This window comes from Roseateles sp., assembly GCF_031397715.1.
Lineage (GTDB): Bacteria > Pseudomonadota > Gammaproteobacteria > Burkholderiales > Burkholderiaceae_C > Paucibacter_A.
Map to the genome: position 1 here is coordinate 1 of NZ_JANNMI010000078.1, position 11,286 is coordinate 11,286.

General features: G+C 62.5%; 9 protein-coding genes and 1 pseudogene. 4 read left to right on the forward strand and 6 right to left on the reverse strand.

What is annotated here, in order from left to right:
• The 4 genes from RMO57_RS03440 to tkt all read right to left on the reverse strand — a co-directional run.
• Positions 1–796 (reverse strand): hypothetical protein (locus RMO57_RS03440; RefSeq protein WP_310384242.1); only part of this gene is annotated, 796 nt, incomplete at its 3' end.
• Positions 797–1,228: 432 nt separating this feature from the next.
• Positions 1,229–3,247 (reverse strand): S8 family peptidase, encoded by a 2,019-nt coding sequence (locus RMO57_RS03445; RefSeq protein ID WP_310384244.1) that lies wholly within the window; start codon positions 3,245–3,247, stop codon positions 1,229–1,231.
• 305 nt (positions 3,248–3,552) lie between these two features.
• Positions 3,553–4,551 (reverse strand): type I glyceraldehyde-3-phosphate dehydrogenase, encoded by a 999-nt coding sequence (gene gap, locus RMO57_RS03450; protein ID WP_310384246.1) that lies wholly within the window; start codon positions 4,549–4,551, stop codon positions 3,553–3,555.
• 86 nt (positions 4,552–4,637) lie between these two features.
• Positions 4,638–6,671 (reverse strand): transketolase, encoded by a 2,034-nt coding sequence (gene tkt, locus RMO57_RS03455; RefSeq protein WP_310384248.1) that lies wholly within the window; start codon positions 6,669–6,671, stop codon positions 4,638–4,640.
• 191 nt (positions 6,672–6,862) lie between these two features.
• Here tkt and RMO57_RS03460 point away from each other — a divergent pair, with 191 nt between their 5' ends.
• On the forward strand, positions 6,863–7,444 hold the full coding sequence (locus RMO57_RS03460) for a hemerythrin domain-containing protein (RefSeq protein WP_310384250.1): 582 nt from the start codon (positions 6,863–6,865) through the stop codon (positions 7,442–7,444).
• A 19-nt stretch (positions 7,445–7,463) separates the two neighbouring features.
• On the opposite strand, the gene RMO57_RS03465 is transcribed toward RMO57_RS03460, so the two are convergent.
• Complete coding sequence (locus RMO57_RS03465) at positions 7,464–7,658, reverse strand: hypothetical protein (protein ID WP_310384252.1); 195 nt, start codon at positions 7,656–7,658, stop codon at positions 7,464–7,466.
• A 109-nt stretch (positions 7,659–7,767) separates the two neighbouring features.
• On the opposite strand from RMO57_RS03465, the gene RMO57_RS03470 reads away from it, so the two are divergent.
• Together RMO57_RS03470 and RMO57_RS03475 are read left to right on the forward strand one after the other, a co-directional pair.
• Positions 7,768–8,298, forward strand: a complete 531-nt coding sequence (locus RMO57_RS03470; RefSeq protein ID WP_310384254.1) for a flavin reductase family protein — start codon at positions 7,768–7,770, stop codon at positions 8,296–8,298.
• A gap of 222 nt (positions 8,299–8,520) precedes the next feature.
• On the forward strand, positions 8,521–9,240 hold the full coding sequence (locus tag RMO57_RS03475; RefSeq protein ID WP_310384256.1) for a chitinase: 720 nt from the start codon (positions 8,521–8,523) through the stop codon (positions 9,238–9,240).
• Between the two features lie 580 nt (positions 9,241–9,820).
• Here RMO57_RS03475 and RMO57_RS03480 read toward each other — a convergent pair.
• Positions 9,821–10,645 carry a hypothetical protein gene (locus RMO57_RS03480; protein WP_310384258.1) on the reverse strand — a complete coding sequence of 275 codons (825 nt, stop codon included), beginning with the start codon at positions 10,643–10,645 and terminating at the stop codon, positions 9,821–9,823.
• A 385-nt stretch (positions 10,646–11,030) separates the two neighbouring features.
• On the opposite strand from RMO57_RS03480, the pseudogene RMO57_RS03485 reads away from it, so the two are divergent.
• Positions 11,031–11,286: pseudogene (locus tag RMO57_RS03485) on the forward strand (PIN domain-containing protein); the annotation flags it as partial.

Sequence of the window (11,286 nt, forward strand, 5' to 3'; positions counted from 1 at the left end):
GCTTGTCGACGTCCTTGACCGCCCCCAGAAAGGCCATCAAAGAACTGTCCTTGAGCACGTAATCGTGGCTGCGGCTTGAGGCTCTAAAGTTGAACAACTGCTCGATCGTCACGGGTCGGGCGTCTTCCGGCAGGCACGGCAAGCGGTATTCATCAACGTGGTCCAGTGCCATCTGAGCCATCCTCTTCGAACTGCTGTTGTAAGCGATCTTGACCTCGGGCGGCGCATTCGGCTTGACGAAGCGGATATGCAGCAAGACATTGCCGGAACTTGGCTTCTTGATGTTGCTCGCCAGCGGATTGTCTTCATACCAGCGCGGCGCTTCGGCCGGTGTGCGCAGGCAAGCCATCAAGCTGGCACTCGCCGGCTGTGCCACGTAGCGCATATCGTTCCAATGCACCGGCTCCCCGCCTTTGGGGCTGAACGCAAATTCCTGCACCGTGTCAATCTTTTGACCGGCGGTCAAGCAAGGCAAGCGATAGCCGCGCAAATAACGCCGTACTTCATCAACCAATTCGTCTGAACCATGGCGACTCAGAATCTCGACATCAGGTGCCCGGTCAGCCGCGCCAAAGCTCAGTTTGACGCGCACATTGCCGCTCAGCTGCAAACTCAAATCTCGCTCGGGATAGACCGGGGGCGGCGCAGTCTTGGTCAGGCATTGCAAAGGCTTGGCTGCATCCTGATCGTCAATGATATTGACCGCATGCACCGGCCCCGAGCAGCACAGGGCAAGCGTAAAACCCAAGCATCCACGCGCCAAAGCGCCTTGAGCAAGAACTGTTGCTTGATTCATCTGACAGACCTCCCTGATTCAAAGTTCGAGGAACTTTCGCCCTCTTGAACTACGGCACCCGGCTTTGGAACTGCAACTCAGCCCACGCCGCCACGGTCGTGACGATAGCGCTGGCTACGTCGATCGCACCAGCGTGTTTCCACCAAGCTAACGCAAATACTACCGACCCCAAAAACAGCTAACGGCGTCCCCGCACGCGCTGCGAGGCTGATTTCATCAGGCAGTCGTGGCGTCGCCCGCTTGGGCTGCGGTCAGCGGGCAAGTGCCGACACCCGGCAAGCTCACCGTGCTGGGGCTGCTTCACCCATCCCCTTCATCCCCTCCATCCGGGCTCAGATTGCTTTCTTCTTCGCTCGGCTTGTCTGGAAATTACTAAGCAAGGGCTCAAAAGAACTTTTGGCCAGGATGAAGGGGATGGAAGGGATCAAGGCGTCAAGTGTTGGATCGCGAGCGGCGCAAGAGCCAAGTCGAGAAGCCCAGCATTGCCACCCACAGACTGCTGAAAGCTCCGCCGCCGCCACCGCTCTCGGCCACCGGCAGCGGGGCCGGCGCCGCCGCGATCGTGAAGCTGCGTGACACCGGCGCTGCCGCTTCGAAGCTGCTGTCGCCCGCTTGGCTGGCCGTCACCGTGCAGGTGCCCGCCGCCAGCAAGCTCACCGCGCTGGCGCTGACGCTGCAGGTCGCCGGGGTGCCCGAAGCGTAGCCCACCGCCAGGCCCGAGCTGGCACTGGCCACCAAAGTGACAGCGCCGCCACCCAGCACCTGGTCGGCCGGCCCGCTGAAGCTGATGGTTTGGGTCGACTTGACCGATGCCGCCGCCACCGCTGCCGCCGCGTCCAGCATGCCGGCGCCGCAGGTGCTGGTGGTGCAGTAACACTCATCCTGTGGAGCTGCAATGTCACCTGCCTTGCATTCCACTTTGCCCAACGCAGCACCACTAAAAACAAATGGTCGTGCCGTGCTTTTCAAAAATGCCAAAACTTCGCTCGGAGTTAGAGAGGGCCTAACTGACAACATTAGCGCTACTGTGCCAGCGACTATTGGGGCCGAGAAACTTGTACCTACTGCGGAGCTGGAGTTATTACTGTAAGCCGCATCTGCAAGCACAGGTGTTTTAACGCCGCTGTTTGTCGTACTCAGCATCGTGTACAAACAAGCGCCACTCAGATTGACGCAATTGCCGCCTGGCGCAGCGATGGCTACTTCCGGGCCAAGATTGGAAAAGCCGACTTTGCTGCCGATGTGGCGCAATGCAGCTACGGCAATCACCCCAGGGCAGTTGGCAGGCAAGCCGACATTTACCCCTCCCCCCGGGAGACTAGCCGTGTCTGGCACTCCATTGCCGGCAGCGACAACAATGATGGCGCCGGTGGCGATGACCTGGTTGATGGTGTCGCGATAGGTGCCCGAGCCGGTGGCGCTGCAGGTGCCGGTGCCGCCCAGACTCAGGTTCAAGACCTTGGCCGGATTCGGATTGGTCGGCAGACCGGGCACGGCAATGCCGGCCGCCCATTTCATGCCGGCCATGATGTCGGAGTCATAGCCACCGCATTTACCCAGCACGCGCACCGGCAGGATCTTGACACCCCAGGCTACCCCGGCAATACCCTGGCCATTGTTGCCGCTGGCGGCGATCAGGCCGGACACGCGCGTTCCATGCCAGCTGCTATTGCCAATGTCTTCGGCGGTACAGCCAGTCCCCTGGGCGCCACTATTGACGTCGGCTTGGGTGACGTAGTCTCCGGGGTCTGAGGCATCGCTGTCCCGTCCGGTCAAATCGTCGGCGGCGGTCGCGTCATTGCTGATCATGTCGTAGCCGCCCACGAACTGCCCAGCCAGATCAGGGTGATCCTTGCGCACGCCGGTATCCAAGACCGCCACCACCACCGAGCTGTTGCCGGTCGTTCTATCCCAAGCGCCCGGCGCATTGATGCTGGACACCACCTCGCCGGCCGGCGCCTTCAAATACCACTGACCATTGGCCGAGCCATTGACGCCAGCGCCGGGCGCAACACCGCCAAAACCGGCATAAAGCGGGTCATTCGGCGTCACGGCGGTATGCCGGCGGCGCTGATCGACGACCACCATTTCGACCTCGCTGTCTTGCGCCAAGCGCTTGACCAAACTGGCGGAGTCGATACCTCGCGCGGTGATGACGTGGGTGCGCTCGTCCAAGCTGCGGTGAGCGCCCAGCCTCACCACGCCCTTGTTGACGCCGGTGCGCAGCCCCAAACCGGTGGCGCGGGTCTGCGCGATGTCTTGGGCCGAGGCCCGGCCTTCCTTGGCCGACATGATCTTGGCCCGCACGCTGGGCGCAGCCGCCTTGAAGCGCACGATCACGCGGGCGTTGTCGTTCGCGGCGTCAGCCGTGGTGGTGGTGGTGTTAGCGGCGAGCGTCGGCAAGACGCTGCTCAACAGCAGCGACAGAACAACAAGCATCTGGTACTTCATGGCCGATCAACTCCGAACAGGGCGCGCCGCCCGCGCGACGCATATCCCGCTCAGTTTAGTTCGGCCCGGCAGGCGTCAGAGGTAAAGAAGGGCAAGCGTGGTCCGCTTGTTCGAGACAAACCGGACATAAAAGAGGCCTTGCTTGATTGCCAAGCGAGGCCTCTGCTCGTGTCGCAACCCGCTCCGCTCAATCAGTGGGTGCCCGAGCTAGCCGCTGCGCGGCGGCGGTCCGGCACACCAAACCCGCTCAATCAGTGGGTGCCCGAGCTAGCCGCTGCGCGGCGGCGGTCCGGCACACCAGAGATTTATTTTGAAATCACACGCACCATCTCCAGCACCTTGTTCGAGTAGCCCCACTCGTTGTCATACCAGGCGATCAGCTTGACGAAGGTGCTGTCCAACGCGATGCCGGCATCGGCGTCGAAGATCGATGTGCGCGGGTCGCCACGGAAGTCGGTCGCCACGACCTTCTCTTCGGTGTAACCCAGCACGCCCTTCAAAGCGCCTTCGCTTTGGGCCTTGAACTCGGCGCAAATTTCCTTGTATGTGGCTTCGCTGTTCAGCTCCACCGTCAAGTCCACCACCGACACGTCGGAGGTCGGCACGCGGAAGCTCATGCCGGTCAGCTTCTTGTTCAGCTCGGGAATCACCACGCCGACCGCCTTGGCGGCACCGGTGCTGGACGGGATGATGTTTTCCAGAATGCCGCGGCCGCCGCGCCAGTCTTTATTGCTCGGGCCGTCGACGGTTTTTTGCGTCGCGGTGGCCGCGTGCACGGTCGTCATCAGGCCGCGCTTGATGCCCCATTTGTCGTTCAAGACCTTGGCCAACGGCGCCAGGCAGTTGGTCGTGCACGAAGCGTTGGAGATGATGGCTTGACCGGCATAGGTCTGGTGATTGACGCCGAACACGAACATCGGCGTGTCGTCTTTCGACGGCGCCGAAAACACCACCTTCTTGGCGCCCGCTGCCAGATGCTTTTCGCCGCTGGCCTTGTCGAGGAAGAGGCCGGTCGCCTCGACCACGATGTCGGCGCCGACCTCGTTCCACTTCAGGGCGGACGGGTCGCGCTCTTGCGTCAGGCGGATGGTCTTGCCGTTGACGATCAGGTTGTGGCCGTCGACCGAAACTTCACCGTCGAACTTGCCGTGCACGCTGTCGAACTTGAGCATGTAGGCCAGATAGTCGGGCTCCAGCAAGTCGTTGATGCCGACCACTTCAATTTCCTTGAAGTTTGCGATGGCAGCGCGGAACACCATGCGGCCGATGCGGCCGAAGCCGTTGATTCCAATCTTGATCGTCATTTGAGAGTCTCCAAAAAAACAATTGCAAAAGCGCTGAAAAAAGGGTGCGGTGGGCACCCCGTTTGCTCATTTACTCATTCACCCAATTACTTCTTCTTGCCCAGCGCCACCTTGACCGTCTCCGCCACATTCTCCGGCGTGAAGCCAAAATGCTTGAACAGCACCGGCGCCGGCGCCGATTCGCCGTAGGTGTCGATGCCGATGACGGCCGCGCAGCCGTATTTCCACCAGCCGTCCGTCACGCCCATTTCCACCGCCACGCGCGGCAGCCCTTCGGGCAGCACAGCCTTCTTGTACTTGACGTCTTGGCGGTCAAACACGCTGGTCGACGGCATCGACACGACGCGCACGCCGATGCCGTCCAGCGCCAGCAATTCTTGCGCGCGCATCGCCAACTGCACTTCGGAGCCGGTCGCGATGATCACAGCGACAGCCTTGCTCTTGATGCCGACCGCAGCCGGCTCGGCCAGCACATAGCCGCCCTTGCTGATCTCGTCCAGCGCCTTCTTCGGTGCGTAGCTGATGTTCTGGCGGCTCAGCGCCAAGACGCTCGGGCGGCTGGCATTGCCCAGCGCCATGGTCCAGGCTACTGCAGTTTCGGCGGTGTCACCCGGACGCCAGACGTCCAGGCCGGGGATCAGCCGCAGGCTGGCCACATGCTCAATCGACTGGTGGGTGGGGCCGTCTTCGCCCAGGCCGATCGAGTCATGCGTGAACACATGAATCACGCGCAGCTTCATCAGCGCGGCCATGCGGATGGCGTTGCGGCTGTAGTCGCTGAAGGTCAGGAAGGTGCCGCCGTAAGGGATGAAGCCACCATGCAGGGCGATGCCGTTCATGATGGCGGCCATGCCGAACTCGCGCACGCCGTAGTTGATGTGGCGGCCGCCGTTGCCGCTACCGTCCGCTTCCAGGCGGAAGGCGGTCGCGGCCTTGGTATTGGTCAGGTTCGAGCCGGTCAGGTCGGCCGAGCCGCCGAGCATTTCGGGCACGGCGGCGGTGAAGGCTTCCAAGGCGATCTGGCTGGCCTTGCGGCTGGCGACGGTCTCGGCCTGCGTGTGGGCCGCGATCACCGCGTCAACCGCGTTCTGCGCGAAGTTTGCAGGCAGCTCACCCGCCATGCGACGCGTGAACTCGGCCGCCAGCGCGGGGTGCGCCTTGGCGTAAGCGGCAAAGCGTTTGTCCCAGCCGGCTTGCAGCTTGGCACCCTGTGCCTTGGCATCCCAGCCGGCATAGACCTCCTTAGGGACCACAAACGGCGCATGGGCCCAGCCGATCGCTTCGCGGGTCAGTTTGATTTCCTCAGCGCCGAGCGGCTCGCCGTGCGCCTTGGCGGTGTTGGCACGGTTCGGTGACCCACAGCCGATATGGGTCTTGGCGATCACCAAAGTCGGCTTAGACGTACTCAGCTTGGCCTGCGCAATCGCGGCGTCCACGGCGTCGATATCATGGCCGTCGACCGGGCCGATCACGTTCCAGCCATAGGCCTCGAAACGCTGGGCGGTGTTGTCAGCAAACCAGGGTGCGACTTGGCCGTCAATCGAGATGCCGTTGTCGTCATAGATGGCGACGAGCTTGTTGAGCTTCCAGGCGCCGGCCAACGAGCAGGCCTCGTGGCTGATGCCTTCCATCAGGCAGCCGTCACCCATAAAGACATAGGTGTGGTGGTCGACCACCGCATGCTTGTCACGGTTGAATTCCTTGGCCAACATCTTCTCGGCCAGCGCCAGACCGACCGCATTGGTCAGACCCTGGCCCAGCGGGCCGGTGGTGGTCTCGACGCCCGGCGTCACGCCGACTTCCGGGTGGCCCGGCGTCTTGCTGTGCAGCTGGCGGAAGTTGCGCAGCTCGTCCATTGGCAGGTCGTAGCCGGTCAAATGCAGCAGCGCATAAATCAGCATCGAGCCATGGCCGTTGGACAGCACGAAGCGGTCGCGGTCGGCCCATTGCGGGTTCACCGGGTTGTGGCGCAGATGGCGGTTCCACAGCGCGACGGCGATGTCGGCCATGCCCATCGGCGCACCAGGGTGGCCGGAGTTGGCTTGCTGCACGGCGTCCATGGCCAATGCGCGAATGGCGTTGGCCATCAAAGTGGGGTTGCTTGCAGCGAGAGTTGCCATGGCTTGATGAGCTTGAGGAGCTGGAGTTTCGGGTTAACGCCGGATTTTACTTGGCCGACGCGCAGCGCCCGTTGCGGGGCCGCAAGACTAAATCACAGGCCGGCCAAAACCCTTGATCCAAAGCAAGCTCGGGCACGCGATTCGTGACAAGCTGCCGCGACAGATGAGCGCCGGAGACAACGGAGACAAACATGAACCGAGAGCCGCTGACGATCAAAGTTATTCTTGAAGAGCATGCGGCGCTGCGCGAGATGCTGCGCTCGGTGCCGCAGATGTTGAAACTGTGGCGCCACCGCCAAACGCTGCCCACAGCTGCGGATTTCGCGGCGCTGCGGGCCATGCTGTTTTACATCGACGAATTCCCAGCGAAGTTGCATCACCCCAAGGAAACCGAGCTGCTTTTCCCCAAGCTGCGCGCCCGCGCGCCCGAGATTCGCGGCGTGCTGGACCGATTGGACGAAGACCATCTGCGCGGCGAGCGCGCGATCCGCGATCTGGAACATGCGCTGCTGGCCTTCGAGATGATGGGCGAGCCGCGCCGCGCCGCCTTCGAGCTGATGTGCGAACGCTATGTGCGTGCCTACCTCACCCATATGCAGACCGAGGAACGCGAGATCCTGCCGCTGGCGCTGCAGGTATTCAGCGCCGACGACTGGCTTGACCTGGACGAGGCCTTCGCGGCCAACCGCGACCCATTGACCGGCCATGCGCCGGAAGAAGGCTACCAGGCCTTGTTCCAGCAAGTGCTGGGCGGACTGCCGGCGCTGGCCTGATCAACAAGGCCCTTTGCGATCAGCCGCGGCGGCGGCGTGTCAGACCCAGCAGCGCAAAGCCGCCAGCCAACAGCATCAGCGCGGAGCTGGCTGCGGGCACGGCCAAGATATTGTCAAAGCCGATGCTCTGGCCGGCGCTTTCGGTCAGATCGAAGGACTTGGCGGTGCCGCTGAAGTTCAGCGTCACTTGCGACCAGGGTGGTGGCGCGGCCAAGCCAGCGCGCCATGCTGACTCGTCTGGCCCTGACCGGCCTGCTGGGCATCGGCCATCAGGTGCTGGTGGTGCGCGTAGCCTGCGGCCTATTTTTGGTCAACAATGCCGGATGCCGAAATCGACCCCTACTCATAACCCCAGCTTGGCCGTCCCAGGCCTGAGCCTGAATCCGCAGGGCTTCCGCGCCGCCCTGGGCATGTTCGCCACCGGCGTCACCATCGTCACCGCAAGAGCGCCCGATGGCAGTTTGGTGGGGCTGACCGCCAACTCCTTCAATTCCGTCTCGCTCAGCCCGCCCTTGGTGCTTTGGAGCCTGGGTCAGAAAGCCGGCTCAATGCCGGTCTTCAGCCGTGGCTCGCATTACGCGATCAACATCCTGGCGGCCGATCAGAAGGAGTTGGCGCAGCGCTTCGCCACCCGCGATATCGACCGCTTTGCCGGCGTTGCATGGCGCGAGGGTGCCGGTGGTGCACCGGTGCTGGAGGGCGTGGCGGCGGTGTTCGAATGCGCCAACCGCAGCCAATACGAGGAAGGCGACCACGTCATCTTTGTCGGCGAGGTTGAAAGCTGCAGCCGGCGCGAGGGTGCTCAGCCCTTGATTTATCACGGCGGCCGCTACTACACCGAGCTGCCGCTGTAGCGTGCCAACAAAAATGGCTGTCCGGTCAAACTTTGAATCACAGCCGGACGCACAAGCCGCGGCCCGCTCGACGATGGTCAGACCCAGCACCACCGCATCAAACACCAGTTGCTCCAGCCAGTCGCCTTCGCGCCAACTTGAGGAATTCTTGAGCCAGCGCGACGGCAAAACACGGGATAGTTCAAGCCGTTTCGCAGATCATTTCGCCGCTGGAGAATGCCGATGTCCATAAGCACCCAAACGAGCCGGATCCTGTTGTTGACCGCAACGGCAGCGTTGTTACCCGCTTGCGCTAAGCAAACGCCCAGTGAGGTCCAGTTCCTGCCGACGCAGGCGCAGTTCGAGCTGCTCTTTCCCCAGCGCATCAGCTTCTACTCTTACGATGGTTTTGTGCAGGCGGTGCGCTCATTCCCGGAGTTCGCAGGCTCCGGCACACCCACGCAGCGGCGCCAGGAGATGGCTGCCTTTCTGGCCAATATCGCGCACGAGTCGGATGAGTTGAAGGCGGTGCGCGAGTACAACCAATCCAATCACGACAAGTACTGCAGCCTGGAAGCCGGTCAGAGCTGTGCGCCGGGCCAGCAGTACTACGGCCGCGGGCCGATTCAGCTGTCCTGGAACTACCAATATCTGGCCGCCGGACGCGCCATCGGACTGGACCTCTGGGCCGACCCCGACCGCGTCGCGCGCGACCCCAAGGTGGCTTGGCAAACCGCGCTCTGGTACTGGATGAACCAGAACGGCCCCGGCAGCATGACGCCGCACCGGGCCATGGTCAGCGGCGCGGGCTTTGGCGAAACCATTCGCAGCATCAACGGCGCGCTGGAATGCGGGCAGCCGGCCGACTCCTATGCCGGCAAGCAGGTGGCGCGGCGGATTGATTTCTACCAACGCGCGGCCGCCAAGTTCGAGGTGTTGCCGGGCGCTAAGCAGGGCTGCTGACACGCGTTTCTTTGCCCCCAGGGTTTGTCCTCGACCTGCGTCCCAAGGTGCTCAACCTTGAGCAAACCTTGATGGTTCCGTAAGCAAATCCAAAGACCGCTTTGCAGACACTTGAGGCCAGTCAAAGCACCTTGGCGATGCTACGCACCGACCCCCATCTGATTGGCCGCAATATCTTTGACATCACCGGCAACCCACTGCCCTTCACCGTCAACGAATGGCATGCGGTGCCAGGAGCCCGGGCGGCAGAGGGCGGCGGCAAGCGAGCATCGGCCCCAGCCAGGACAGTTGGTGCCGGATTTGCAGGCCGATAGTTCAGCTACGGGACAAAAAGACGCTGCCGAATGGACGGCTGCGGTCGGTTCGCAGCCGCCGATCTTTCTGCTGCCCGGGCCCCTCGGCCTGCCGATGTCGACGCGACGACCTTTGTCGAGGCGGCCTTCCCGGCCTTTTTGTTCAGCGTCGGCATGTCGATTCCGTTCCCCCTGCAACAGCCCTGGGCGACGTTGGCTTGCAGGTGCAGGGTCATGTCTTGCGGCGCGAGCTGGGTTTGGTGGTGATTTGCTTTGCGGGCTTTTGATCAGGCCGCTTCGGTGCGCGCCTGCGCCACCGGCGCATGCACCAGCGCGATGCTGAGCCAAACGGCGACGCTGAAGTAAGCCGTCATCCAGCCCATCTCGCTTTGCCAGTCATGCAGCGCATGTGAGACGGTCCAGCGGCCCGACACATCGGCGAAGCCTTGTGCAACGCTCAAATACGCGCGGCCGCTCGCTTCGTCGGCGAGCCAGCGCGACCAGTACATCGGCACATCGACCATGAACATGAAGCCCACGTAGGCCACACCGATCAAGCACCAGGCGGCCAGCAGCGGCCGCTGCCTGGCCGTCAAGCGCGGCCAGACCAGGATCAGACTGACCACCAGCAGCGCGGCTGTCAAGCCCCATAGCGACTCCTCCACCACATGGCCGATGTTCGACGTGGTCAACACCGAGTACCAGGAGAAGGTTTCGGCCACCGCGATCAAGGGCACGATGGCCAGCGACGCTAACTTGCCGACGCGACTCTGGGCGTTGCTGGAGACCTCGTGCAGCATCAAGGCCCATTGCGCCACAAAGCACAACTCGGCGATGGTGGCGACCGAGCGGCCGACCACCACGCTGGACAACCAGGTGTCCAGCAAGCACAGGCGCGGCACATCAAACACCGGCAGCGCCGAGCGGAAGGCGCAGCCCAGCACATAGCCGGCCGACAGCAGCAGTTGCAGCCGTCGCATTGAATAGGCCTTGGGCGGCAGCAGCGCCTGGCGTTTGTGCAGCGCTAGCGATGACAAGCCCCAAGCGGCGATATTGAACAAGGCCACCGCGCACAACAGCGACCACCAAGTTGAGACGTCGATTGTCATCATGACGTCATATTGACAGGCTAGGCGGCAATCGCCAAGTGCCAGCCTTGTCCAATGAGGCATCAGCCTGAACCGAGGCTTTGGGGATGGCGACAGTGCTGAAGTCGAGTGCAATGCCGACAGCGGCACGGTGCCCCGCAGCGCTGAGCGTTACGCCCACATCTGTCGCGTGCTGCAGCGTTTTGACGACCTGAGTCTCAGGGCCACCCGCCATTTAAACTCGCGATTCGCTTTCCGATACAACGGCGCAGCCCATCGCTCCGTCTTGAGCCCGCTTCAGGCTCAAACCTGGATTGGAAAACACTGTCGCCGCTGGCTGCCATTTGATCGCCGCCCCACCTCTCTATCTAGGCCCCGGCCAGCTCTAGCCTAGCAAACATCAAAGCGCATGGAATCGAATCCCAACTTGCTACAACTAAGCCCAGCTGCGGCGCCTATCAAGGTCGTCATTGACACCCAGGTCATCATGGATTGGCTGATTTTCAAGAACCCCGGCGTTGTGCCCCTGGTTCAAGCAATACAAACCAACGAGTTGTGTTGGATTGGACTGCCCGCCATGAAGGCAGAGCTGCTACATGTGCTCGGACGCGGTATAGCGTCCACTTACGGCCCCGATCTCGCATGGATTGAGCAAGCCTTTACGC

What these genes read in the sequence shown, in the direction of transcription:
- RMO57_RS03445 (WP_310384244.1), bottom strand. Translation starts at nt 3,247, where the DNA reads ATGAAGTACCAGATGCTTGTTGTTCTGTCGCTGCTGTTGAGCAGCGTC.
- gap (WP_310384246.1), bottom strand. Translation starts at nt 4,551, where the DNA reads ATGACGATCAAGATTGGAATCAACGGCTTCGGCCGCATCGGCCGCATG.
- tkt (WP_310384248.1), bottom strand. Translation starts at nt 6,671, where the DNA reads ATGGCAACTCTCGCTGCAAGCAACCCCACTTTGATGGCCAACGCCATT.
- RMO57_RS03460 (WP_310384250.1), top strand. Translation starts at nt 6,863, where the DNA reads ATGAACCGAGAGCCGCTGACGATCAAAGTTATTCTTGAAGAGCATGCG.
- RMO57_RS03470 (WP_310384254.1), top strand. Translation starts at nt 7,768, where the DNA reads ATGCCGAAATCGACCCCTACTCATAACCCCAGCTTGGCCGTCCCAGGC.
- RMO57_RS03475 (WP_310384256.1), top strand. Translation starts at nt 8,521, where the DNA reads ATGTCCATAAGCACCCAAACGAGCCGGATCCTGTTGTTGACCGCAACG.
- RMO57_RS03480 (WP_310384258.1), bottom strand. Translation starts at nt 10,645, where the DNA reads ATGATGACAATCGACGTCTCAACTTGGTGGTCGCTGTTGTGCGCGGTG.